Raw genomic sequence first — 22,840 nt, 5'->3', positions numbered from 1 at the left:
AGCTTATACCAGCCCGCCACCAAACCCAGAGAGTCAAGCTCTTGGCGGGCTGGTATGCGCGCGGGGCTGGTATAAGTAGAATTTTCTCGGCACACTGCACGAGGAGATTATCATTAACACGTAATATTGTTATAGTGAATCACTATAATTGTTCAATTTGCAATTGTTCAATTTGCGCGGTTGTAGGGGGTTGGCGCTTTCGGATACCACGGTGCCCGCGGCAAACCGACGGCGGCGCGCAGTTGCATCTGGCCCATGTGCGGCCCGTCAACACGCGTGAGTTCCGGAACCAGCCCCGCCGGCCGGCATCGCTGCCAGGAGCGGCTGATATCAGCCGGATCAGTCGCGAGCCTGGCTGGCTGGCGCGGCATAAGCCCCGTATTGACAGTTGTGGCAAATAGCTCCATGGACCGGCATTTACTCATCCAGAAGAATTATTATCGGGTCTTTTTTGGATTGTTTAGCTAGGCCCCGCGCGGCGCCATGGCAAGTGAATACGGCCCGTGTTCCGTTTTGGTACAGTGTCCTGCTTTGGCACGCCAGATGTCACGTCCTGTTACATATGTTGCAAGGCGCATTGAAAAGCCTAGCGATTCAACAATGGGGAGTTCTGGTACGTTTTTTGCTGTAATTTTTTGCTATAATTTGTCCGCTTTAAGTTTGTTCAAGGTGCCCAACGTGGCGCCGATGTGTGTCCAACAACCAAAAACGAGGAAACATCGATGCTTAATGCAGCCATTGCCCCGCTAGCCGGGAGCGCCGTCGCGGGCTTCTCCTTCAAAGCCCGTTACGATAATTTTATCGGCGGCAAGTTCACCGCCCCCCTTGCGGGTCAGTATTTTGATAATGTCTCCCCCATCACCGGCCAGGTGTTCACCCGGGCCGCACGCTCCACCGAGGCGGACATCAACCTGGCGCTGGACGCCGCCCATGCCGCCGCTGATGCCTGGGGTAAAACTTCGCCGGCCGCGCGTGCGCTCATCCTTAACCGCATCGCCGACAAGATGGAGCAGAACCTGGACCTGCTCGCCTACGCCGAGACCGTGGACAACGGCAAGCCGCTGCGCGAGACCACCTTTGCCGATATCCCGCTCGCGATTGACCACATGCGCTACTTCGCCGCCTGCGTGCGCGCGCAGGAAGGCGCGCTGAGCCAGATCGACGAAGACACCGTCGCCTACCATTTCCATGAGCCGCTTGGCGTGGTTGGCCAGATCATTCCCTGGAACTTCCCGATCCTGATGGCGATCTGGAAACTCGCCCCGGCGCTTGCCGCGGGCAACTGCGTGGTGCTGAAGCCGGCTGAGCAGACGCCGGTTTCCATCATGGTGCTGGCGGAGCTGGTGGGCGACATGCTGCCCCCCGGCGTGCTGAACATTGTCAACGGTTTTGGTCTGGAAGCCGGCAAGCCGCTCGCCTCCTCCAACCGGATCGCCAAAATCGCCTTCACGGGCGAGACCACGACCGGCCGGTTGATCATGCAATACGCCAGCCACAACCTCATCCCCGTCACGCTGGAACTCGGCGGCAAATCGCCCAACATCTTCTTTGAGGATGTGATGGCCCAGGATGACGATTTCCTGGACAAGGCGGTCGAAGGCCTGGTGATGTTCGCCTTCAACCAGGGTGAGGTTTGCACCTGCCCGTCGCGCGCGCTGATCCAGGAGAGCATTTACGACCGTTTCATGGAAAAAGTGCTGAAGCGGGTGCATGCCATCAAGCAGGGTAACCCGCTGGATATGAGCACCATGCTGGGGGCGCAGGCATCCTCCGAGCAGATGCAGAAAATTCTCTCCTATATCGACATCGGCAAACAAGAAGGTGCGAAGCTGCTTACCGGCGGTGTCCGCCCGGCGCTGGAGGGTGGCATCTCTGGTGGTTTTTATATCGAACCGACGATGTTCCTGGGCAACAACAAAATGCGCTTGTTCCAGGAAGAGATTTTCGGGCCGGTCCTCGCGGTTACCACCTTCAAGGACGAGGCCGAGGCGCTGGAACTCGCCAATGATACGCTCTACGGCCTGGGTGCGGGCGTGTGGTCGCGTGATGGCAGCCGCGCCTATCGCATGGGCCGCGGCATCAAGGCCGGGCGCGTGTGGACCAACTGCTACCATGCCTATCCGGCGCATGCCGCCTTCGGCGGGTACAAGCAGTCCGGCATTGGCCGCGAGAATCATAAGATGATGCTCGACCATTATCAGCAGACCAAGAACCTGCTGGTCAGCTACAGTCCCAAGGCGCTTGGCTTCTTCTGAGCAGGGCGCGGCGATGAGCATAAAACCAGCGCGCGTGCTCGCCACCCCGGCGGCACTCGGGCTGATCGCGAAGCTGACGGCGGAACATGGCCCGATCATGTTCCACCAGTCCGGCGGCTGCTGCGACGGCTCATCGCCGATGTGCTTCAAGCAAGGCGACTATCTGCTCAGCCCCGATGATGTGGAGCTGGGCGAAATCGGCGGGGCGAAATTTTATATGAGCCCCTCGCAGTTTGAATACTGGAAATACACGCAACTCATCATCGACGTGGTGCCCGGCATGGGCGGCATGTTCTCGTTGGAGAACGGGTCCGGGCAACGGTTTTTAACCCGCTCGCGCGTGTTCACGGAGGCGGAACTGGCGGCCCTGGCCTGACACAAGGCCGCCAAGCTCATCGTCCGTCTCGATAACTCGGCATTGTATTTGCCCGATACCGCGCGCGCGGGCGCGGGCGGGGGACAATCAAGACTGTTGTTTACCGGTTTGGTGCTTGCCAAAAAGATTGAGGTCACATGTTTTGTAGAGAATCAGGATTGGTGCGGGCGGCCGGAATCGAACCGGCACAGGGCTATGCCCCAACGGATTTTCTTACCCCTACGGTTTTCACCGCCGGCCCCTTCGGGCCGTTTGTGGTCTGGACTATACCTTCACCTTAGCGCCTTCGCGCTTTAGGTGCTGCCCGTCTAGTCTCTACACCTTCCCAGGGGCTGCCTTCGCGGCCCAGGGCTTGGCTCGGGGTTGCCATTTTACAGGGTTCCCCGAATTTGAGCAGTTCTACATCGCAGGTTTCCCCGCGCGCACTCAATTCGTCGTCTAAGTCCGGTGCGTCTACCAGTTTCGCCACGCCCGCATGGGCGGCACTGTAACTGCAAATGGCCCTAGGTCAAAGGGGAGGGGGCTCTATTTCTCTTTGGTTGTCTGGCGGTTGCCTTCTTTGCCTTCGATTTGCGGAGATTGATCGCTACGGCATCCAGGGTATTTTCCAGTCCGGTTTCGTCTACCATTCCGCCACACCCGCACACGGCCTCCTCAATAAGGGCTCACCGGAACGAAGCCAAGAACCCGCGCCCCGCCTCACCAACCCCATTGACGCGGCGCGCCCTCCCTTGGCAGCACGGAGCCGCATGGCCCGCTCATCTCCCCCTCCCGCCAAACCGCCCAGGGCGAAACCCGCCCCGCCGCCGCCCGCGCGCCCCCCGGCTCCTGTGCGCGCGCGGCAGCATGCACAGCAGCATCTGCGCACCGCCGCGTTCGTTATGCGCTACGCCATCATCGCCACCATTTGGGGCGCCGTTGGCCTCGGCCTTGCCGGTCTCTGGTTCACGTGGGACATGCCAAACCCCGCCACCGCCGTCACCACCGCGCGCCGCCCCGCCATCATGCTGCTGGACCCCGCAGGCCATCTCGTCGCCCGCTTTGGCGATGCCTCCGGCCAGGTGGTGCTGCCGCAAAACCTTCCCCCTTATGTCCCCGCCGCCTTCATCGCCATCGAGGACCGGCGCTTCTACGCGCACGGCCCGTTTGACCTGCAAGGCATCCTGCGCGCCGGCCTGTCGGATCTCTTCCACCGCCGCATCGTGCAGGGCGGCTCCACGCTCACGCAGCAGGTCGCCAAAACCCTGTTTCTAACCGACCAACGCACCCTGCGCCGCAAAATTCAGGAGGCCGTGCTCAGCCTCTGGCTCGCCAGGCATTATTCGCAGGCTGACATCCTCGGCATCTACCTCAACCGCGTTTATCTGGGTGAGGGTGCCTACGGCATAGACGCCGCGGCCAGGCTCTATTTCGGCGTCCCCGCGGAGAAGCTCACCCTCGCCCAGGCCGCCATCCTCGCCGGGTTGCCCAAAGCCCCCTCCAGCCTTAACCCCCTGGCCAACCCGCAAGCCGCCGCCGCCCGCGCCACCCAGGTGCTGGATGCCATGGCCGCCACCCAGGCAATCACCCTGGACCAGGAGAACACGGCCGAGGCCCAGCTCGCCAACGCCGCCTCCCCAACCTCGCGCACCTCCTGGTTCGCGCTCTGGCTCATGCAGAGCCAAGGCGCCGCCATCCCTGAGGGCGAGGACGTCACCCTCAAAACCACCCTCAATGCCGGGCTGCAAACCGTGGCCGAAGCCGCGCTGGACAACACCATCGCCATGAACGGCCCCGCCATGCGCGTCTCGCAGGGTGCGGTGGTGGTGCTCGATGCCCGCACCGGCGCGGTGCGCGCTCTGGTCGGCGGCGTGGGCGACCGCGAAGGCTACAACCGCGCCGTGCTCGCCCGCCGCCAGACCGGCTCGGCGATCAAGCCCATCGTCTGGCTCGCCGGCCTGCGTGCCGGCATGTCACCGTCTGATACGGTGTTCGATGGCCCGCTCTACCTGCATGGCTACCACCCGCATGATTACGAGGCGAGCTATCGCGGCAATGTCTCCATGACCGAGGCGCTGGCCGATTCCATGAATACCGCCGCCATCAGAATCCTGCTGCGCGCGGGCGGCGCGCGGCGCGTCATCGCCGTGGCGCGCTTGCTCGGCCTTGATGATGGTTTCCCTGACGACGCCACCATGGCGCTGGGCTCGGGCGGCGTCGGCCTGCTGCAACTGGCCGGGGCCTATGCCACCTTCTTCAACGGCGGCAACCGCGTGACACCTTTTGGCGTATCAGCCATCAACGGCGTACCCGTCGCCAATCCCGGCCCCGTCTCGGTCGTCAGCGCCGCCCAGGTCCAGGCGATCGCGGGCATGATGCGCGCGGTCGTCACCGGCGGCACCGGCACCGCCGCCTTCATCCCCAAGGTTTACACCGCGGGTAAAACCGGCACCACGCAGGACTACCGCGACGCCTGGTTCGCCGGCTACGCGGAGGGCGACATCATCGCCGTCTGGCTCGGCAATGACAACAACACCCCCACCAACAAAGTGCTGGGCGGTACGCTCCCGGCGCAGATATTCAAAACCATCGCCGTGGCGCTGGCGGGTTCATAGAGGGCCGGTTTCAGCCCTTCACCAGGGTTCCGGTGCCGTCCGTCACGCTCACCCGGGTTGGAATGCCCCGCGCGACCGACGCGCCCACCGTGCAGAACGCCTCGAATTGTTCCAGCACGCGCGGCAAATGGCTCACGCTTGCGGCCGCCGCCGCGAAATGGATGGCGATTTCCAGCTGCTGCACGCGCAAATGGTTCGCCTCGTCGCGGCCCACCGTGGCGGTCGCGGTGGTGCTGATGGCGCCGGGCGTCTCGCGATATTTCCGCATCGCGAAATTGAAGCTGGAGGACATGCACGCCCCCACGGCCGAAAGCAGCAGATCCAACGGGCTCGGCCCGGCGGCGGCGCCCAGCGGCGGCGGCTCGTCGGAGATGAGCGCAGGCAACCCTCCGCCGTAATCATGCGAGAACTGAAAATTCTCCATTTGCCGCAAGGTGATGCTGTGGGTCTCTGTCATGCCATCCTCCATTTCCCAGAAATTCAAGCCAGCGGCGTCATCGCAAGACAGCCGCCATCCCCTACCGCCCCATCGCCGTCAGCACGAACCGCCTCTTCAGCCGCGGCATCCGCTCCACCGCGGCCAGCCCCGCATCCCGCGCCAGCCGCAGCAGCGGGTTGTTGGTGGAGAACAGCCGGTCCAGCGCGTCGGTTGCCGCCAGCATGAGCATGTTCGCCGGCCGCCGCGCCGCCTGATACGCCGCCAGCAGCTCCGGCGTCCCGCAGTCGGCGGCTCCGGCCAGCAGCTCGACCAGCGCCACCGCATCCAGCAGCCCCAGATTCAGCCCTTGCCCCGCGATCGGATGCACCCCATGCGCCGCATCCCCGATCAGCGCCAGGCGCGTATCGTAATACCGCGCCGCGTACATCGCCGAGAGCGGATACGTCCACCGCCGCCCCACCAGCGCCACCTCGCCCAAATGCGTCCCGAGCCGTTTGCGTACTTCCGGCAAAAACCGCGCGTCGTCCATCGCCGCTAGCCGTTTCACGGTCTCATGCCGGTCTGTGAACACAATCGCCGAGAGATGCGGATGCGCCTGCGTTCCTGTCATCGGCAACTGCGCGAACGGCCCGCCGGGCAGAAAATGCTCCAGCGCCACGCCTTCATGCGGTTTCTCATGCGCGATGGCGCACACCACGGCCGACTGCCCATAATTCAGCCGCGTCACCGCTATCCCCGCTTGGCCGCGCAACTGCGAGCCCCTGCCATCCGCCGCCACCACAAGCCCGGCCATGAAAACTTCCTCGCCTACGGTCACGCGCACGCCATGCGCATCGCGCGACACCTGCGCCGCCGCTGGCGCGCGCAGCGTCACCCCCGGCGCCTCGTGCAGCCGCTGGTTGATCGCGATGCGCAGGCTGCGCGCCTCGATGATCCAGCCAAACGCGCCCTCGCCAACGTCGCCCGCGTTAAAATGCAGTTGCAATGGCGAGGCCGGGCGCCCCACCTTGCCGTCCGTCACGTCGATCTTCTCAATAGGGCAGGGGGCAAAGGGCAGCGCCTCCCACAGCCCGGCCGTATCCAGCAGCCGCTTGCATCCCGCGGCGATGGCATAAGCCCTCCCGTCGAAATCCGGGTGTTCCATCGGCGGCAGCGCCGCGCGGTCCACAAGCAGGACCGTTTTCCCTTGCGCCGCCAAGGCGCATGCCAAAGCGCCGCCAACCGGCCCGGCTCCGATAATCGCAATGTCATGGCTGAATGTCATGCCGCATATGAGGCAGAGCACGCGCCCGCGCGCAACCCATCCGCGCGCAACCCATCCGCGTGGATTTCCGCGCCTGGGAACGCCGCCGCCGCGCCATCCCGGCGCCTCTTGGTTTGCTCAAAAACAGAGCGTGTTTTTGCACATATTTTAAGCGTTTTAACCTGGTTTGCTTGGTGGCGGCGCATAGGGGCGGGTTCACGGCGGCGGACAAACCGGGGCAGGCGGCATCCAGCGGCTTTAACTTTTTGGATGATCCGCAACGGCACGGTCCTTGCTTTCCTCCTACGGCGCAAACCCAAAGAGCTTTCCACAACGTGCTCTGCTGACCTGCCCAGGCTCCAGGTCATCCAAAAGCAGAGGAAAAGAGGAACAAACACGCGATGAGTAAACGATCAATATTGGCGGTCCCGGCAGGCTTGGCCCTGCTCGTCGCAGGCGCCGCGCCAGCCCTGGCGCAAACCGCAGCCCCCACGTTGAACTCCGGCGACACGGCCTGGATGCTGACCTCATCGGTCCTGGTTCTGATGATGACGGTCCCCGGCCTCGCCTTGTATTATGGCGGCCTGCTGCGCCGCAAAAATATTCTCGCCATGCTGATGCAGTGCTTCTTCGCCACGGCGTTGATCTCGGTGCTCTGGGTCATCGTCGGCTACAGCCTCGCCTTCACGGCGGGCAGCGGCCCCAGCGCGCCCTTCATCGGCGGCTTCTCACGCGTCATGCTGAATGGCGCCGGCCTCAACGGGCTTTCCGGCACCATCCCGGAGACCGTGTACGCCATGTTCCAGTGCACTTTCGCGATCATCACCCCGGTGCTGATCCTGGGTGGCCCGGCTGACCGCTTGAAGTTCTCCTCCGCCATGGTGTTCCTCGGCATCTGGCTGCTCGCGGTTTATGCCCCCATCGCGCACATGGTCTGGGGCCCCGGTGGCTTCCTCGCCAATGCGGGCGTGCTGGATTTCGCGGGCGGCACCGTCGTGCATATCAATTCAGCCGTCGCCGGTCTGGTCGCCGCCATCATGGTTGGCAAGCGCACAGGCTACGGGCGCGACAACATGGCCCCGGCTGACCTGGGCTACACCATGCTCGGCGGCGCATTGCTCTGGGTTGGCTGGTTCGGCTTCAACGCCGGTTCCGCCCTCACCTCCGGCGGCCAGGCTGGCATGGCGATGATCAATACCCACCTCGCTACCTCCGCCGCCGTGGTCTCGTGGACCCTCACGGAATGGATGATCAAGGGCAAACCCAGCCTGCTGGGCGCCGTCTCCGGCGCTGTCGCCGGCCTTGTCGCCATCACGCCCGCCTGCGGCTTCGTGGGTGTCAGCGGCGCGCTGGTCATCGGCCTGTCTGCCGGCGTGGTTTGCTATTGGGGTGTCACCGGCTTCAAGGGCATGTTCCAATATGACGACGCGCTGGACGTCTGGGGCGTGCATGGCCTGGGCGGCATCTGCGGCGCCATGCTCACCGGCGTGTTCGCCCTCAACGAAGTCGGCGGCCATGCCGGCCTCATCGAAGGCAATGCCCACCAGCTGCTGATCCAGGCTGAAGGCATTATCGTCACCATCCTCTACAGCGGCATCGTCAGCTTCATCATCCTCAAGCTCATTGACCTGACAATGGGCCTGCGGGTCAGCAAGGAAGACGAGATCCAGGGGCTGGACATCGCCCAGCACGGGGAGGTCCTGCAACACCTCAGCTGATCCAGGGCAAACCGCGAAGCAAACAGCGCCGTAAGGCGCTGTTTGTGTTTTTGCACGCCGCCACATGAAAACAAAAACACTTTGAGAATCAGCGCTCTCCCTCATATAGTCGAGACATGGCGGTAAATTTTGAGGCGCGGCGGTTCATCTCCCCAGCACTGCGGGCGCAGCTGCGCCGGCGCGTGTCGGAGCTGGGCGCCATTGCCTGCGCGCTCGCGGGCCTTACCCTGCTGCTGGCGCTGGTCTCCTACAACCCGGCTGATCCTTCTTTCGACACCGCCACCGCCGCCCGCACCGGCAACCTTGCCGGGCCGTTCGGGGCCAGCTTCGCTGACCTTACGCTCCAGGGGTTTGGCATCGCCGGATTCATCCCGCCGATGATTTTGCTGGCCTGGAGCTACCGGCTGGGCGCGCGCGGGGCCATCGGGCACGTTAAGCGGCGCATCGCGCTGGGCGGCCTGGCCTTGCCGCTGGTGGCCACCGCGCTGGCCCTGGGACTTGCGATCATTCCCGGCCCGCCGGTCAGCTGGCCCGTGCCGTCGGGCATCGGCGGCACCGCGGGCGCCATTCTCTCTGGCGCCTTCGCCTCTGCCGGCGCCTCGCTGCTGGGCCGGGTCGGCAGCGGCATCATGCTGCTGGTCATCCTCGCCCTCGCCATGTCCGCCTTCGGCTACGCGCTGGGCTTCACCCCGGGTGAATGGCGCTCCGGCGGGGCCAAGGCCGCGCGCGCCGCCGCCGCTTCCGTCGCGCAGAGCCGCCGCGGCGCCGAGGCTGTCTCCTCCTGGATCACGCCGCTATTCGCGGGCGCGCCCGCCGTGCCGGCCCGCGCCTGGGGGGGCGCCGCCGTTGCGCCGCGCCAGCAACAGCCCACCCTGGCTGAGGACGAGCCGGACGGCGACGCCCCCATCCCCTTCCTGCCGCTGCGCGCCAAGCCGCTCATAAAGCCAGCGGCTCTGGCCAAAAAAGCCCCCGCCAAGCAGGAGCGCCTGCCGCTGCTGGACGTGGGCTGGAACTGCCCGCCGCTCGACCTGCTGCGCCCCCCCCGCGCGCGCACCAGCACCGGCCCCAGCGCCGAATCCCTGGAATCCAACGCCCGCCTGTTGGAGACCGTGCTGCAGGACTACGGCGTGCAGGGCAAAATCGTGGAAATCCGCCCCGGCCCGGTGGTCACGCTCTACGAGCTTGAACCCGCTCCCGGCATCCGTTCCTCGCGCGTCATCGGCCTGGCTGACGACATCGCCCGCTCCCTCTCCGTCGTCGCCGTGCGCATCGCCACCGTCTCGGGCCGCAACGTCATCGGCATCGAAGTCCCCAATGCCAAGCGCGAGACGGTCTATCTCTCCGAGCTGCTGGGCTCCGAGCTGTGGGACAGCCAATCCGGCAAGCTCTCCATCGCGCTGGGTAAGGACATCTCGGGCGCCCCCATCGTGGCGGATCTCGCCCGCATGCCGCATCTGCTCATCGCGGGCACCACCGGCTCGGGCAAATCCGTCGGCGTCAACGCCATGATCATGAGCCTGCTCTTCCGCCTCTCGCCCGAGCAGTGCCGGCTCATCCTCATCGATCCCAAGATGCTGGAACTCTCCGTCTATGATGGCATTCCCCATCTGCTCTCCCCGGTTGTCACCGAGCCGGCCAAGGCGGTCGCCGCGCTCAAATGGGTGGTGCGCGAAATGGAGCGCCGCTACCGCTCCATGAGCCAGCTCGCGGTGCGCAACATCGCAGGCTATAACGAGCGGGTGGAAGAAGCCCGCTCGCGCGGCGAGGTCGTCACCCGGCGCGTGCAGACCGGGTTTGACTCCGAGACCGGCAAGCCCGTGTTCGAGGATCAGCCGCTCGCCCTGGAGCCGCTGCCCTTTATCGTCGTCTTCATCGACGAAATGGCGGACCTCATGATGGTCGCGGGCAAGGAGATCGAAATCGCGGTGCAGCGCCTGGCGCAGATGGCGCGCGCCGCTGGCATCCATGTCATCATGGCAACCCAGCGCCCCTCGGTGGATGTCATCACCGGCACCATCAAGGCCAATTTTCCCACACGCATCAGCTTCCAGGTCATCTCCAAATTCGACAGCCGGACGATTCTGGGCGAGCAGGGGGCCGAACAGCTCCTTGGCCAGGGCGACCTGCTCTACATGCAGGGCGGCGGGCGCATCACCCGTGTGCATGGCCCCTTCGTCTCCGACCAGGAGGTGGAGGCTGTGGTCGCCTATCTGCGCGAGCAGGGCGAACCCGCCTATCTCGACGAAGTCACCGAACCGGCTGAGGATGAAGCCGCCAGCCTGGCGGGCGGTGCCACCGGCGGCAACACCACGGGTGAGAATGCGCTGTATGATCAGGCAGTCTCCCTGGTCGCGCGCGAGGGCAAGGCCAGCACCTCCTTCATTCAGCGTCACCTGCAAATCGGCTATAACCGCGCCGCCAAGCTGATCGAGCAGATGGAGAAAGACGGCATCGTCAGCCAGGCCAATCATGTCGGCAAGCGGGAAGTTCTGGTTCGCCGCGAAAAGGAAGATTAATCTTTGGTTGTCATCGCATCAGGGATGACCGATAGATTAATGCCAGATGAATAAATCACGTAAGCACGCAGACTCAGGAGCCAGCCTCGGCGCCGTGCCGTTGCGGGCCGACAAAATCGGTGCCGCCAGCCCAATGCTCAGCATCGAGGCCCGGCAGAGGCTCGCCCTCATCGCATCAATCCGTCATTTCAGCGCCGGCGAGATCCTGTTTCATGAAGGCGACGAGGCCGCATTCATTTTCAACATCATCTCCGGCGTGGCAAAATCCTATAGTTTTTTACCTGACGGCCGGGAGGTTATCCAGGCCTTCCTGTTCGCCAACGATCTGATGGGCCCGCTGGGCGGTGAGAGTTTTATCAACACCGTCAAAGCGATCACCCCGGTCGTGGCTTACACCTTGCCGCTCCCGGCATTGGTGAAGCTGTTGCGCTCGGACCCTGGCCTGCAATGGCAATTTCTGATCAAGGCGTGTCATGAGCTGCGCCAGGCGCAGCAGCACGCCATCGCCTTGTCGCAGAACAGCGCCAAACAGCGGCTGCTTATGTTGTTCAACCTGCTGCGGTTGCATAACGAGCCGCTAGGCGCCAGCGCCGGTCATATCCAGCTGCCGATGCCCCGCACCGATATCGCCGATTACACCGGTCTCGCGGTTGAGACCGTCAGCCGCGCGCTGCATCAGCTCCAGCGCGAGGGGGTCATTCGCCTTATTAATCAGCACTGCATTGAAATTACCAATGAAAGTACTTTTGCTTCGGCATTGGCCATGGAAATCTAGTGTCCATGAAGTCCGCTGCACCGTGCCGCGGAGGGAAGGGACAAGGCCGCCGCAAAATTATAAAGATAGAGGATAATCCGGACCTCGAATTGGCCCGCAAAGCGGGTCAATCGGAAGCCATCACACGCTAAAAATGCTGCACTGCAAAATTTTCTCGCAGAACCGCTGATTTTGTGCCAGAATAGACTTCTGTTCCACTGTGGAGGAGGTGCTTATGCCTGACCATCCGCTCATCAATCTCTTTTCGCACAACAAACCAGACGATACCCCTTGGCGCACCGATGGCCTGCGGGATTTTTTCCTCTACCGGGATCTCGGCGTCGCCGCCGCCACCGGCGGGCGTGTTATCGCCCAGTTGGTCAAGGCCAATCCCGCCCGCCCGCCCGAGCATGGCACCGGCTGGCACCGGCATATCGCGGATTTCCATATCGTCATCATGACCAAGGGCTGGGCCCGCTTCATGTACGGCGCGCAGGAGCACCTCGTCCAAGCCGGAGATTGTGTGCACCAGCAGCCTGGCATCACGCATTATTTATTCGATTACGCGCCCGATATGGAATATCTGGAAATCACCTCTCCGGCGGATTTCGGCACGGTGGAGGTGGCAGGCCCATGCCCGGTTCCGCCTCCCACACCTTGGCCCGGCGGGTGACGATGAAAAAAGGGCCGGGTTGCGCCGGCCCTTAGCGGGGATGCCGAATGAGTTGTTCAGAAATCCAGATCCAGTTCCATGATTTCCTGCGGTTCCTGGCGCGAGTCCGCGACCCACTCTTTCATCGGCCCCCATTTCATGATCGTATCGCAGTAATCCTGGCAAACTGGGCCAACCGTCACGTCATAGCTCAAAAACCGCGTCACCACCGGCGCATACATCGCATCCGCGATGGTTGGCCGGCGTCCGAACAGGAACGGACCTTTCCAGGTGGTCAGGCAATCGGTCCAAACGGTGGTCACCCGGTCTATATCGGCCTGCGCCGAGGACCAGACGGTAAAGCCTGGCTTGCGGAAGCGCAGGTTCATCGGCAGCGAGGAGCGCAGCGCCGCGAAGCCGGAATGCATCTCCCCCGAGATGGAGCGGCAGCGCGCCCGCGCGATTTTCTCCGCGGGCAGCATCTGCGCCTCGGGGAACAGCTCGTTCAGATATTCGGCGATGGCCAGCGTATCCCACACCGTCACCTCGCCATGAATCAGGCAGGGTACCAAAATCGAGGATGTGCGCATCAGGAGTTCGTCCTTGGCGCGCGGGTCGTCGGGCGAGACTCGCTCTTCCGCAAAGTCAATTCCGGAGAGTTTCGCGAGGAGGTAACCCCGCAGCGACCAGGAGGAATAATTTTTGCTGCTGATCAGCAAGGTGGCCTCGGTCATATTTACCCTTGTCCTTTTTACAAAAATAGACACATTGTTATCAAACGCGAGTCAACCGTACAATGCCGTACTAGAAGTATTCAGTAACATGCCGGTAATTTATTCTGTCTAGGATTAAACTATGATCTATCAGATGTATCAGGCGCAAGCCGATATCATGGATCCGTTCCGCAGGTTGGCGCGTAACAGCAGTACGTTGCTTCGCAGTGTCACCCCTGGCCAGCCTTATGGTATTGCCTTGCGGCACGTCACCGCCGCTCTCGATGTTTTCGGCCATTCCGGGGCCACGCATAAACGGCCTGATTACGCGATCGACGATGTGCAAATAGGAAACAGTATCGTTAAGGTTGAAGACGAGGTGGTTTACGCCACGCCGTTCGCCAGTCTGGTGCATTTTAAAAAAGATACTGGCCGCAAACAGCCGAAAGTCCTGCTGGTTGCCCCGCTGTCCGGGCATTTCGCCACGCTGCTGCGCAACACGGTCGAAGTCCTGCTCCAGGACCATGACGTGTATATCACCGACTGGCATAACGCGCGGGACATCCCGGTTGACGCTGGGCGCTTCGGCTTTGACGAATATGTCGAGCATGTCATCAAATTCCTGGAATATCTCGGCCCGCGCAGCCATGTGGTCGGCGTCTGCCAGCCCACAGTGGCGGTGCTCACCGCGGTTTCCGTCATGGCGGAAGACTCCAACCCCGCGACTCCGCGCAGCATGACCCTCATGGCCGGACCGATCGACACGCGCCGCAACCCGACCAAGGTGAATATTCTCGCCAAGACCAAGCCGATCTCATGGTTCGAGCAGGAGATGACGGATGTCGTCCCATGGCGTTACCGTGGCGCGGGCCGGCGGGTTTATCCTGGCTTCATGCAGCTAACCGCCTTTGTCTCCATGAACCTGGACAAGCATATCGGCGCGCAAATCCGCCAGTTCCGCTCCCTGGCCGCCGGGGACAAGGAGGCCGCCGCCCGCCACCGCGAATTCTATGATGAATACCTCGCCGTCATGGACCTGCCGGCCGAGTTCTACCTTGAAACCGTGCAACGTATTTTCATGGATCACGCCCTGCCCAAGGGTGAGCTGCGCTACAAGGGCCGGCTGGTTGATCCCGGCGCGATCAAAAAAACCTTCGTGTTCACCGTGGAAGGTGAGCGCGATGACATCTGCGGCCTTGGCCAGACCTCGGCGGCGCTGGATCTTTGTAAAAATCTGCGCCCGCTGCTCAAGCGCCATCATATGCAGACGGGCGTCGGCCATTATGGCGTTTTCTCGGGCAAGCGCTGGCAGAACGAGATCTACCCCTTGGTCCGCGAAGTCATCGAGTTCAGTGTCTAGAGTGCGATCGTTTGAGGTTCGCTCTCCTGAGCGAGCCGAAAGCGTGAATCGCCCTCAGAAAAATGGCTAGAGCCTGATCACACTGAAACCAATCAGGCTCTAGCGCGATCGTTTGAGGTTCGCTCAACCGAGCAAGCCGAAAGCGTGAACCGCCCTCAAAAAACAAAACGATCTAAATTGCGGCCCCGGCGGCAGCGCAGAAAATGACCACCAGCAGCGGCCTTGCGCGCCCAACCACCAGCAACAGCAGCGCTGCACCGGCAATCGGCAAATCCCATGGGTTATGTAACGCGCTCAGGGTCAGCAGGTTGATGAATGCCGCCCCCAGCAGCCCGACCACGGCGGCATTCACCCCCATCATCGCCGTAGCCAGTCCCCGGCGGTGGCGTAAAACCTCCCAATAGGGCAGGGTGGCCGCCACAATCAGCAGACCCGGCAGAAAAATCGCCAGGGTGGCAATCGCCGCCCCCCATATGCCACCGGGGCCGCCGCTGGCCAGCGCGCCCAAAAACGCCGCCACGGTGAACAAGGGCCCCGGCATGGCTTGCGCCGCGCCATAACCGGCGAGGAACCATTGCGGCGAAATCCACCCCGGCATCACCACTGAGTCGCTCAATAGTGGCAGCACCACATGCCCACCGCCGAACACCAGCGCCCCGGTCCGGTAAAACGCCCCGAACAGCGCCAGCGCGCCGTGTTGGGGCACCAGAAACGCCAGCAGCAGGAGCAGCAGAAACACCAGCATGCATGCAACCGCGGCGCGGTGTGCCCGCATGGACAGGCCCGCCCCCCGCGTGGCGGCGTCCACGCGCGCCTCCGGCTCCAAGGCTAGGCCACCGATCATCGCGCCGATCACCAGGACCAGAATCTGCCCAAACGTACCTGGTTGCAGTCCCAAAATCGCCGCCGCCAGCAGCGCGAGCGCCCGGCGCGGCGTATCCGGGCACAAGCTGCGCGCCATCAAATACAAAGCCTGCGCCACCACCGCGACGGCCGCCAGCTGCAACCCATGCAGCGCCCCGCGCGCCATCGGCATGCTCTGAAACATGTTCATCCAATAGGCCAGAGCCAGCATCAGCGCGGCCGAGGGCAGGGTGAAGCCCACCCAGGCAGCCAACCCGCCACGCCATCCGGCCCGCTTCATCCCGATGCAGAATCCTGTCTGGCTAGAGGCTGGCCCCGGCAGGAACTGGCATAGCGCCAGCAGTCCCAAATAGTCATGCTCGCTCAACCATTTGCGGTTTTCCACGAACTCCCGGCGGAAATAGCCAAAATGCGCCACCGGCCCGCCAAACGAGGTCAGCCCCAGCACCAGAAACGCCCGCAGCACCTCCCAGGCTGAACCTTTTGGCGCGGACGAAGGCGCGAGAGTCATGCCGGGGCCAGCAATGGTCCGAGTTTGCGTCCGCCAAGAATATGCACATGGAAATGCGGCACCTCCTGGTGGCTGTCCGGCCCGGCATTGGCGAGCAGCCGGTAGCCGCTCTGCTCAACGCCCAGCCGCTGGGCCACCAGCGCCACGGCACGAAAAAACCCGGTGATCTCCTCCGGGCTGGCCTTGGCGCCAAAATCGGCGCTGGAGACATATGCCCCCTTGGGGATCACCAGCACATGGCAAGGCGCCGCCGGCCGGATATCTGGAAACGCCAGCGCGAATTCGTCTTCATAGAGTTTTTCGCAAGGTATCTCGCCGCGCAAAATTCGGGCAAAAACATTTGTGGGGTCATAGGTCATACCACCTCCATAATGTAATTTTTATCTCAGGAAACCCGTCATACCGTCTTTCCGCGCCTTTTACGGAATTTTTTTTGTCGGCAAGCCATCCGCCGCCAGCGGCTTGCGCGCGGCTTTCTCCGCGATCCCGCTCAACCCCTCGCGCCGGCTCAGCTCAGCCCATATGTGCTCAGGCCGCAGCCCCGCATCCACCCATAAAACCAGCAGATGATACAAAACATCCGCGCTTTCGGCGATCAGTGAGGGCTTATGCCCGGCTACCGCCTCGATCACGCATTCCACCGCTTCCTCGCCGAATTTCTGGGCGATTTTCGCGGTCCCGCGCGCCAGCAGCCTAGCTGAATGGCTCTCAGAGGGGTTGGCATCCTTGCGTGAGAGCACAGTTGCCCACAGCCGGTCCAGCACGCGCGCATCCGGCGCATCCAGCGGCGGCGGCATGGTCACGGTGCTGGCGCGCGACGCCTGTTTCTTCTTCGGCGCGGGGGAGGGGGATTTGGCGATCTTCTTGGCCATCGGCGGTTTTTGCGACTCCTCTTAAGTGTTGAGTATCGCGCGGGGCAGGCGCACCGGCAAGCCTGCGGCCGCCAAGGCTTCCTTAACCTGAGCAATGGTGAACTGGCCAAAGTGGAACACGCTGGCGGCCAGCAGCCCGGTCGCCCCGGCCTGCGCGCCCTCCACGAAGTGCTGTAGCGTCCCCACCCCGCCGGAGGCGATCACAGGCAGGCGCACCGCCGTGCAGATGCGCCGCAGCAACTCCAGGTCAAACCCCTTGCCGGTGCCGTCGCGGTCCATCGAGGTGAGCAGAATCTCCCCCGCTCCCAGGCTTTCCATCTGCTTCGCCCATTCAATCACATCCAGCCCCGTGTTGGTCCGCCCGCCGTGCGAGAACACCTCCCATTTTCCGGGGGCTGACTGGCGCGCATCAATCGCCACCACCACGCACTGGCTGCCGAATTTCTGCGCGGCCTCCGCCACCAGCGCCGGACGGCTGATCGCCGCGGAATTGATGCTGCATTTATCCGCTCCCGCTAGCAGCAGCCGGCGCATATCGCCAGTGCTGCGGATGCCCCCGCCCACGGTGAGTGGCAGAAACACCTTCTCCGCCGTGCGCGAGACCACATCGAGGATCGTATCGCGGTTGTCGGCGCTTGCGGTAATATCCAGAAACGTCAATTCATCCGCCCCGGCGGCATCATACACCACCGCCTGCTCCACCGGGTCTCCGGCATCGCGCAGCGAGACGAAGTTAACGCCCTTCACCACGCGCCCGTCCTTCACATCCAGGCAGGGGATCACGCGCAGCTTCAGCATGCGGCCAGCGCCTCGGCGGGCTTCAGGCTGCCATCATAAAGGGCGCGCCCGAGAATCGCGCCGTTCAGATGAGGGCTTTGCCGCGCCGCCGCCTTCAACGCCAGAATATCCGCGACTCCGGCGACTCCGCCCGAGGCGATCACCGGCACATTCACCGCATCGGCCAGCGCCGCCGTCTCCTCCAGGTTCAACCCAGTCTTCATCCCGTCACGCGCAATATCGGTGTAGATAATGCCCGCGATCCCCGCATCCTGCAGCCGCACCGCCAAATCCGCCGCGCGCAGGTTCGATGCCTCAGCCCACCCCTCGGTTGCCACCATGCCCGCCTTGGCGTCGATGCCGACCACAATCCGCCCCGGAAATTTCTGGCACGCCTCAAACACCAGCGCCGGGTTTTTCGCCGCCGCGCTGCCCAGAATCACCCGGTTCACCCCGGCGGCCAGCCAGCTCTCAATCCCGGCCAGATCCCTGATCCCGCCGCCCAGCTGCACAGGCACGCTCACGGCCGCCAGAATCGCTCTCACCGCCGCGCCGTTCACTGGCCGGCCGGCAAACGCGCCGTTCAAATCCACCACATGCACCCAGCCGAACCCCGCCGCCTCCCAGGCCGCGGCCTGCGCTGCCGGATCGTTCCCATAAACCGTCGCCTGGTTCATCTCGCCGCGCTGCAATCGCACGCAGGCGCCATCCTTCAGGTCGATCGCCGGATACAGAGTTAAGGTCATTTGCCCAGCTTCTTATAATAAAAATGCCCCGCCACCGTGGCCCCTTTCACGCGCGCATAGGCCGGATGCGTCCCCCAGCGCGTGAACCCGCACGCCTCATAGAGCGAAATCGCTCCGCTCTGCGTCTCGCGCACATCCAGGTTCAACACCTGATACCCCAATTTGAGCGCCTGATCCTCGGCGCACAGCAGCATCAGCCGCGCCAGCCCGTGCCCGCGCGCATAGGGCGCCACGAAATGATGCATCAGCGTGGCGGAAAACGCCTGCGCCTCGTTGTTGCGCGAGGGCCGAACGAGCTGGACCGCGCCATAGATCACGCCGTCCATCCGCCCCACGATCAGCTCGCGCTCGGGCACCAGCGCCACACCTTTAAAATACTGCTCAACCACGCTGGCCTTCGGCGGTTTCACCCAGCCAAATCCGCCGCCATTGAGGATCGCCGCGATCGTGGCCTCGGCCAGCGCGTGCACATCCGCCTCATCCTCGAAGCGTTCCAGACGTTCGGCCAGCAGCGTGGCCGGAGGGGGCATATCTTGTTTCACCGCTGCCTATTCGCGCGTGCGGCCCGCGTAATCAAGCCACTTGCTGTGAAGATACCCGTTTAAGGCGACCATTCCAGGAAGTTGCCCAGAATCCGCAAGCCCACCTGCTGGCTCTTTTCGGCATGGAACTGCGTCCCCGCCCGGTTGCCATGCGCCACCATCGCCACCACCGGGCCGCCGTAATCGGTCGTGGCCAGCAGCTGCCCCGGGTCAGCCCCGGCCAGCGCGTAGGAATGCACGAAATACGCATGGTCGCCCGGTTGCAGGCCCTCCAGCAATTTATGCGACCCCGGCTCGAACGCCAGCTCGTTCCAGCCCATATGCGGCAGGCGCAGCCCCGGCGCGTGCAGCGCCCGTATCTCACCTTGTACCCAGCCGAAACCCGGCGTCACCTTATGCTCCAGCCCGCGCGCGGCCATCAGCTGCATGCCAACGCAAATGCCCAGAAACGGCGCCCCCGCGTCCACGCGCGCAAACATCGCCTCCTTCAGCCCATCCACCCCCGCCAGCCCGGCCGCGCAATCGGCGAACGCCCCCTGGCCGGGCAGCACAATCCGCTCCGCGCGCGCCACCACATCCGGGTCGGCGGTAATGCGCACATCAGCCTTTATGCCGCGCTGCGCCGCCGCCAGCACGAGTCCCCGCGCCGCTGACGCCAGATTCCCGCTGTTATAATCAATAACCGTGACAAGCATGGGCCTTAGATCACGCCCTTGGTCGAGGGGATCTCCCCCGCCGCGCGCGGCTCGATCGCCACCGCCATCTTCAATGCCCGCGCCACCGCCTTGAACGTGGCTTCCGCGACGTGATGCGCATTCACCCCCGCCAGCTGGCGCACATGCAGGTTGAACAACCCGTTCCCCGCCAGCGCGCGAAAAAACTCCTCGATCAACTGCGTATCCATGCCGCCCAGCATCGGTCGCTCGAAATTCACCCCCCAGGCGATGAACGGCCGCCCGGACAAATCCACCACCGCCTCCACCAGCGCCTCGTCCATCGGTACGCAGGCCTGGCCAAAACGGTTGATGCCGCGTTTCACATCCAGCGCCGAGGCCAGCGCCTGCCCGAGCACGATGCCCACATCCTCAACCGTGTGGTGCGCGTCGATATGCAGATCCCCCCCCGCGCGGATGTTCAGATCGAACAACCCATGCCGGCCAAACGCCGTCAGCATATGGTCGAAAAACCCGACCCCGGTGGCAATTCCGGTCCTGCCGGTGCCATCAAGGTCCAGTTTGACCGTAATATCGGTTTCAGAAGTCTTTCTGCTCAGTTCAGATGTGCGTGCCATGGCCCATGGCCTACAACAAAGCCCCGGAAATTTAAACCGGGAAGCGTCAATTCAGGTCTCGATTGCGATTTGGGGGGTTCCGGCACATGCGCCAGCTGTTTAGGCTTAAGCCATGCCCCGGCTCATCGATAATAAAAAACTTCCGCTCCTGCTGGGTTTCCTCATTGCTGTCGGCCCCGTCTCGACAGACATGTACCTCCCGGCCTTCCCCGCCATCGCGCGAGACATGCAAAACCCCGCGGCGCCGCAATATTCCCTCGCCGCCTATTTCATCGGCCTCGCCATCGGCCAGATGGCCCAGGGCGCCCTGGCGGACCGCATCGGCCGACGCACCCCGCTGCTGGCGGGGCTCATCATCTACACCATCGCCAGCGCCGGGTGCTGGCTGAGCTGGAATGTCGAGAGCTTCATCATCTTCCGCTTCCTCACGGCGCTTGGCGCTTCGGCGGGCGTCGTCATCCCGCGCGCCATGGTGCGCGACCTGGCAGACGGCCCAGCCGCCGCCAAGCTGTATTCCAAGCTCATGCTGGTCATGGGCGTCGCCCCCATCGCCGCGCCCATGCTCGGCTCGCTTTGCGTCATGTTCGCGAACTGGCGGATCATTTTCGCCATTTGCACGCTTTACGGCGTGGTGGCGCTCGCCGCCATCTGGTTTTTCCTGCCAGACACCTTGCCCCCCTCGCGCCGTACCCGCCTTGGTCTTATTCCCGTGCTGATGCGCTACGGCGCCATTTTCCGCGAACGCGCCTTCCTCACCCATGCCTGCGTCGCTGCCTTCACCTCGGCGGCGCTGTTCGCCTATCTCGCCGCCACACCCCAGGTGTTCATCAACGAATACGGCTGGAACTCCACCGGCTACGCCGCCCTCTTCGGCGTCAACTCCTTCGCCTACATCGGCTTCAACCAGCTCAACCCCGCGCTGGTCACACGCTTTGGCATCGCGCGGGTCATCACCATTGCTGGCGCCGTTCTGCTCACCGGCTGCTTCGGCTTGGTCATCATGGCCTGGTCCCCGCACGGCCCTTATCCGCTCGCCGGCATGCTCGCCTTCTCCGAGCTTGGCTTCGGCCTGTTGCTGCCCTGCTCGCTGGTTGGCGCCCTCTCGCGCCACCAGGCTCATGCCGGCAGCGCCTCGGCCCTGCTCGGCACCATGCAGTTCATCGGCGGCGCCGTCACCGGCCTGCTCATGGGCGTGCTGGCTGACGGCACAGCCAAACCCATGGCCGCCGCGATGCTGGTATGCGCCGCCGCCGTGATGCTTGCCGCCGCCCTGCGCCCCAGTTTAAGCTTTTCTCCAACGGAGAGTTAAAAACCACATGACTCAGAGCATCATCGGTATTCCCGCCTGCACCAAACTCATCGCCGGTTACGTCCAACACGCCACCCCGGCGCGCTACGGCGCCTCGCTCATCGCCGCCGCCAACGCCATCCCCCTTCTCATCCCGCCCGAGGGTGAGCAGATGCGCGCTCTGCTGGACCGCCTTGACGGCATCATGTTCAACGGCAGCCCCTCCAACGTCGCCCCGCTGCGCTACGGCTCCGATTTTGACGCCACCCCCGGCGCGCACGACCCCGCGCGTGACGCCACCACCATCCCCCTCATCCTCGCCGCGCTGGATCGCGGCATCCCCGTGCTGGGCATCTGCCGTGGCATGCAGGAGATCAACGTCGCCCTCGGCGGCACCTTGTTTCAGGAGGTCCATCTCCAGCCCGGCCGCATGGACCATCGCTCCGGCGAGGGCGAACACCGCTTCGCCCTCAAGCATGAGGTCACGCTTTCAGGTGAGCTCGCCCGCATCTGCGGCGCGCAGACAATCCTGGTGAACTCCCTCCACGGCCAGGCGGTTGACCAGCTGGCCGCCGGGCTGGCGGTCGAGGGCATCGCGCCGGATGGCACCATCGAGGCCGTGCGGGTAGAAGGCGCAAAAAATTTCGCCATCGCCGTGCAATGGCATCCGGAATGGGAAGTCACCCATTTTCCTGACCGCAAACGCCTTTTCAACGCCTTTGGCGCGGCCTGCGCGGCCTACCGGCAGTCTCGCGCCGGCGCATAGGCCAAGGCGGCAAACCGGGGGTTGCAAAATTCCCGGCATGCGATGATTTATCATTCTATAGTCGTTTCAACAAAGGTGCGTGACTATGGACATCCAGACCATCGACAGCAACTACACCCAGCTGCAATCCCAGGCCCAGCAGACGGTGGCGGAGATCAAGCAACTCGCGCTCAAGCTGCAAGCCGCCGCGCAGGCAGGGGACCCCAACGCGCGGGAATGGTTTCTAGACCTTAAAAGCATCGCCCTGGCCATCCAGGCGGAGCAGAATCAGGTCTCCAACCTGCTCCAGTCGCTGCATAACTTTGTCGAGGTCCAGCAGACACAGATCCAGCAGCCACAGCTCCAGCAACTCCCGCCGCAAACCTCGCCCTGGGGCAGCCAGCCCCCCGGCTATCCGCCGCCGAACAACGGCTATTACCCGCAGCAGAACAACATGCAGGGCAACATGGGCGGCCTGCTCGGCGGCCTGCTCAACTCCGGCTTCGGCCGCGCCATCGTCACCGGCGCCGGTTTCGGCATCGGTGACGATTTGATCAATAAGATTTTCTAGAGTGCGATCGTTT

General features: G+C 63.5%; 22 protein-coding genes. 11 read left to right on the top strand and 11 right to left on the bottom strand.

What is annotated here, in order from left to right; translation table 11 throughout:
- Positions 1-722: 722 nt before the first annotated feature.
- From adh to PHE40_RS05850, 3 genes are all read left to right on the top strand, one after another.
- Entirely contained in the window at positions 723-2,255 is a 1,533-nt protein-coding gene (adh, locus tag PHE40_RS05860) for an aldehyde dehydrogenase (protein WP_299959346.1), read from the top strand.
- 13 nt (positions 2,256-2,268) lie between these two features.
- On the top strand, positions 2,269-2,631 hold the full coding sequence (locus tag PHE40_RS05855; protein WP_299959344.1) for a DUF779 domain-containing protein: 363 nt from the start codon (positions 2,269-2,271) through the stop codon (positions 2,629-2,631).
- A gap of 749 nt (positions 2,632-3,380) precedes the next feature.
- Complete coding sequence (locus tag PHE40_RS05850; protein WP_299959342.1) at positions 3,381-5,225, top strand: transglycosylase domain-containing protein; 1,845 nt, start codon at positions 3,381-3,383, stop codon at positions 5,223-5,225.
- Positions 5,226-5,235: 10 nt separating this feature from the next.
- Here PHE40_RS05850 and PHE40_RS05845 read toward each other — a convergent pair whose 3' ends face one another.
- A complete protein-coding gene (locus tag PHE40_RS05845) occupies positions 5,236-5,682 on the bottom strand; it encodes an OsmC family protein (RefSeq protein WP_299959340.1) in 447 nt (148 codons plus the stop codon).
- A gap of 61 nt (positions 5,683-5,743) precedes the next feature.
- On the bottom strand, positions 5,744-6,928 hold the full coding sequence (locus PHE40_RS05840; protein WP_299959337.1) for an FAD-dependent monooxygenase: 1,185 nt from the start codon (positions 6,926-6,928) through the stop codon (positions 5,744-5,746).
- A 380-nt stretch (positions 6,929-7,308) separates the two neighbouring features.
- Between PHE40_RS05840 and PHE40_RS05835 the strand changes: the two genes are divergently transcribed.
- The 4 genes from PHE40_RS05835 (at position 7,309) to PHE40_RS05820 (ending at position 12,568) form a co-directional block, all read left to right on the top strand.
- Complete coding sequence (locus PHE40_RS05835) at positions 7,309-8,625, top strand: ammonium transporter (protein ID WP_299959334.1); 1,317 nt, start codon at positions 7,309-7,311, stop codon at positions 8,623-8,625.
- Positions 8,626-8,741: 116 nt separating this feature from the next.
- Positions 8,742-11,141 carry a DNA translocase FtsK gene (locus PHE40_RS05830; protein WP_299959331.1) on the top strand — a complete coding sequence of 800 codons (2,400 nt, stop codon included), beginning with the start codon at positions 8,742-8,744 and terminating at the stop codon, positions 11,139-11,141.
- A 46-nt stretch (positions 11,142-11,187) separates the two neighbouring features.
- Positions 11,188-11,916, top strand: a complete 729-nt coding sequence (locus PHE40_RS05825; RefSeq protein ID WP_299959328.1) for a Crp/Fnr family transcriptional regulator — start codon at positions 11,188-11,190, stop codon at positions 11,914-11,916.
- Positions 11,917-12,130: 214 nt separating this feature from the next.
- Positions 12,131-12,568, top strand: a complete 438-nt coding sequence (locus PHE40_RS05820; RefSeq protein WP_299959325.1) for a cupin domain-containing protein — start codon at positions 12,131-12,133, stop codon at positions 12,566-12,568.
- Positions 12,569-12,624: 56 nt separating this feature from the next.
- On the opposite strand, the gene PHE40_RS05815 is transcribed toward PHE40_RS05820, so the two are convergent.
- Positions 12,625-13,281 (bottom strand): glutathione S-transferase family protein, encoded by a 657-nt coding sequence (locus PHE40_RS05815; protein ID WP_299959323.1) that lies wholly within the window; start codon positions 13,279-13,281, stop codon positions 12,625-12,627.
- A 121-nt stretch (positions 13,282-13,402) separates the two neighbouring features.
- Here PHE40_RS05815 and PHE40_RS05810 point away from each other — a divergent pair, with 121 nt between their 5' ends.
- A complete protein-coding gene (locus PHE40_RS05810; protein ID WP_299959320.1) occupies positions 13,403-14,620 on the top strand; it encodes a polyhydroxyalkanoate depolymerase in 1,218 nt (405 codons plus the stop codon).
- Positions 14,621-14,792: 172 nt separating this feature from the next.
- On the opposite strand, the gene chrA is transcribed toward PHE40_RS05810, so the two are convergent.
- From chrA to hisB, 8 genes are read right to left on the bottom strand one after another with little or no spacing between them, the layout of a single operon-like run.
- Positions 14,793-15,995 carry a chromate efflux transporter gene (gene chrA / locus PHE40_RS05805; RefSeq protein ID WP_299959317.1) on the bottom strand — a complete coding sequence of 401 codons (1,203 nt, stop codon included), beginning with the start codon at positions 15,993-15,995 and terminating at the stop codon, positions 14,793-14,795.
- Positions 15,992-16,354 (bottom strand): HIT domain-containing protein, encoded by a 363-nt coding sequence (locus PHE40_RS05800; RefSeq protein ID WP_299959314.1) that lies wholly within the window; start codon positions 16,352-16,354, stop codon positions 15,992-15,994. Before PHE40_RS05800 ends, chrA begins: the two co-directional genes overlap by 4 nt.
- 60 nt (positions 16,355-16,414) lie before the next feature.
- Complete coding sequence (locus tag PHE40_RS05795) at positions 16,415-16,867, bottom strand: phosphoribosyl-ATP diphosphatase (RefSeq protein WP_408838671.1); 453 nt, start codon at positions 16,865-16,867, stop codon at positions 16,415-16,417.
- A 21-nt stretch (positions 16,868-16,888) separates the two neighbouring features.
- Positions 16,889-17,665 (bottom strand): imidazole glycerol phosphate synthase subunit HisF, encoded by a 777-nt coding sequence (hisF, locus tag PHE40_RS05790; RefSeq protein WP_299959311.1) that lies wholly within the window; start codon positions 17,663-17,665, stop codon positions 16,889-16,891.
- Positions 17,659-18,390: a 1-(5-phosphoribosyl)-5-[(5-phosphoribosylamino)methylideneamino]imidazole-4-carboxamide isomerase gene (gene hisA, locus PHE40_RS05785; RefSeq protein WP_299959309.1), complete on the bottom strand. Its 732-nt coding sequence runs from the start codon at positions 18,388-18,390 to the stop codon at positions 17,659-17,661. Before hisA ends, hisF begins: the two co-directional genes overlap by 7 nt.
- Positions 18,387-18,932 carry a GNAT family N-acetyltransferase gene (locus tag PHE40_RS05780; protein ID WP_366523587.1) on the bottom strand — a complete coding sequence of 182 codons (546 nt, stop codon included), beginning with the start codon at positions 18,930-18,932 and terminating at the stop codon, positions 18,387-18,389. Before PHE40_RS05780 ends, hisA begins: the two co-directional genes overlap by 4 nt.
- Before the next feature lie 59 nt (positions 18,933-18,991).
- The gene (hisH, locus tag PHE40_RS05775; protein ID WP_299959307.1) at positions 18,992-19,627 is read right to left on the bottom strand and encodes an imidazole glycerol phosphate synthase subunit HisH; all 636 of its coding nucleotides are present in this window, start codon (positions 19,625-19,627) and stop codon (positions 18,992-18,994) included.
- A 5-nt stretch (positions 19,628-19,632) separates the two neighbouring features.
- Positions 19,633-20,223 carry an imidazoleglycerol-phosphate dehydratase HisB gene (gene hisB / locus PHE40_RS05770; RefSeq protein ID WP_299959305.1) on the bottom strand — a complete coding sequence of 197 codons (591 nt, stop codon included), beginning with the start codon at positions 20,221-20,223 and terminating at the stop codon, positions 19,633-19,635.
- Between the two features lie 112 nt (positions 20,224-20,335).
- On the opposite strand from hisB, the gene PHE40_RS05765 reads away from it, so the two are divergent.
- From PHE40_RS05765 to PHE40_RS05755, 3 genes are all read left to right on the top strand, one after another.
- The gene (locus tag PHE40_RS05765; protein WP_299959303.1) at positions 20,336-21,532 is read left to right on the top strand and encodes a multidrug effflux MFS transporter; all 1,197 of its coding nucleotides are present in this window, start codon (positions 20,336-20,338) and stop codon (positions 21,530-21,532) included.
- Positions 21,533-21,539: 7 nt separating this feature from the next.
- Positions 21,540-22,277 (top strand): gamma-glutamyl-gamma-aminobutyrate hydrolase family protein, encoded by a 738-nt coding sequence (locus tag PHE40_RS05760; protein ID WP_299959301.1) that lies wholly within the window; start codon positions 21,540-21,542, stop codon positions 22,275-22,277.
- Positions 22,278-22,362: 85 nt separating this feature from the next.
- The gene (locus PHE40_RS05755) at positions 22,363-22,827 is read left to right on the top strand and encodes a hypothetical protein (RefSeq protein ID WP_299959299.1); all 465 of its coding nucleotides are present in this window, start codon (positions 22,363-22,365) and stop codon (positions 22,825-22,827) included.
- Positions 22,828-22,840: the final 13 nt, after the last annotated feature.

This window comes from Acidocella sp. (genome assembly GCF_028687955.1).
Classification (GTDB): Bacteria; Pseudomonadota; Alphaproteobacteria; order Acetobacterales; family Acetobacteraceae; genus Acidocella.
This window is presented reverse-complemented; position numbering and strand designations above follow the sequence as displayed.

Excerpts from the sequence above, each read along its gene's own strand:
- PHE40_RS05795 (WP_408838671.1), bottom strand. The coding sequence starts at position 16,867 with ATGGCCAAGAAGATCGCCAAATCCCCCTCCCCCGCGCCGAAGAAGAAA.
- PHE40_RS05755 (WP_299959299.1), top strand. The coding sequence starts at position 22,363 with ATGGACATCCAGACCATCGACAGCAACTACACCCAGCTGCAATCCCAG.
- PHE40_RS05810 (WP_299959320.1), top strand. The coding sequence starts at position 13,403 with ATGATCTATCAGATGTATCAGGCGCAAGCCGATATCATGGATCCGTTC.
- PHE40_RS05765 (WP_299959303.1), top strand. The coding sequence starts at position 20,336 with ATGCCCCGGCTCATCGATAATAAAAAACTTCCGCTCCTGCTGGGTTTC.
- hisB (WP_299959305.1), bottom strand. The coding sequence starts at position 20,223 with ATGGCACGCACATCTGAACTGAGCAGAAAGACTTCTGAAACCGATATT.
- PHE40_RS05820 (WP_299959325.1), top strand. The coding sequence starts at position 12,131 with ATGCCTGACCATCCGCTCATCAATCTCTTTTCGCACAACAAACCAGAC.
- PHE40_RS05850 (WP_299959342.1), top strand. The coding sequence starts at position 3,381 with ATGGCCCGCTCATCTCCCCCTCCCGCCAAACCGCCCAGGGCGAAACCC.
- chrA (WP_299959317.1), bottom strand. The coding sequence starts at position 15,995 with ATGACTCTCGCGCCTTCGTCCGCGCCAAAAGGTTCAGCCTGGGAGGTG.
- PHE40_RS05815 (WP_299959323.1), bottom strand. The coding sequence starts at position 13,281 with ATGACCGAGGCCACCTTGCTGATCAGCAGCAAAAATTATTCCTCCTGG.
- hisA (WP_299959309.1), bottom strand. The coding sequence starts at position 18,390 with ATGACCTTAACTCTGTATCCGGCGATCGACCTGAAGGATGGCGCCTGC.
- PHE40_RS05760 (WP_299959301.1), top strand. The coding sequence starts at position 21,540 with ATGACTCAGAGCATCATCGGTATTCCCGCCTGCACCAAACTCATCGCC.
- PHE40_RS05830 (WP_299959331.1), top strand. The coding sequence starts at position 8,742 with ATGGCGGTAAATTTTGAGGCGCGGCGGTTCATCTCCCCAGCACTGCGG.
- hisF (WP_299959311.1), bottom strand. The coding sequence starts at position 17,665 with ATGCTGAAGCTGCGCGTGATCCCCTGCCTGGATGTGAAGGACGGGCGC.
- PHE40_RS05835 (WP_299959334.1), top strand. The coding sequence starts at position 7,309 with ATGAGTAAACGATCAATATTGGCGGTCCCGGCAGGCTTGGCCCTGCTC.
- PHE40_RS05800 (WP_299959314.1), bottom strand. The coding sequence starts at position 16,354 with ATGACCTATGACCCCACAAATGTTTTTGCCCGAATTTTGCGCGGCGAG.
- PHE40_RS05825 (WP_299959328.1), top strand. The coding sequence starts at position 11,188 with ATGAATAAATCACGTAAGCACGCAGACTCAGGAGCCAGCCTCGGCGCC.
- hisH (WP_299959307.1), bottom strand. The coding sequence starts at position 19,627 with ATGCTTGTCACGGTTATTGATTATAACAGCGGGAATCTGGCGTCAGCG.
- PHE40_RS05845 (WP_299959340.1), bottom strand. The coding sequence starts at position 5,682 with ATGACAGAGACCCACAGCATCACCTTGCGGCAAATGGAGAATTTTCAG.
- PHE40_RS05855 (WP_299959344.1), top strand. The coding sequence starts at position 2,269 with ATGAGCATAAAACCAGCGCGCGTGCTCGCCACCCCGGCGGCACTCGGG.
- PHE40_RS05840 (WP_299959337.1), bottom strand. The coding sequence starts at position 6,928 with ATGACATTCAGCCATGACATTGCGATTATCGGAGCCGGGCCGGTTGGC.
- adh (WP_299959346.1), top strand. The coding sequence starts at position 723 with ATGCTTAATGCAGCCATTGCCCCGCTAGCCGGGAGCGCCGTCGCGGGC.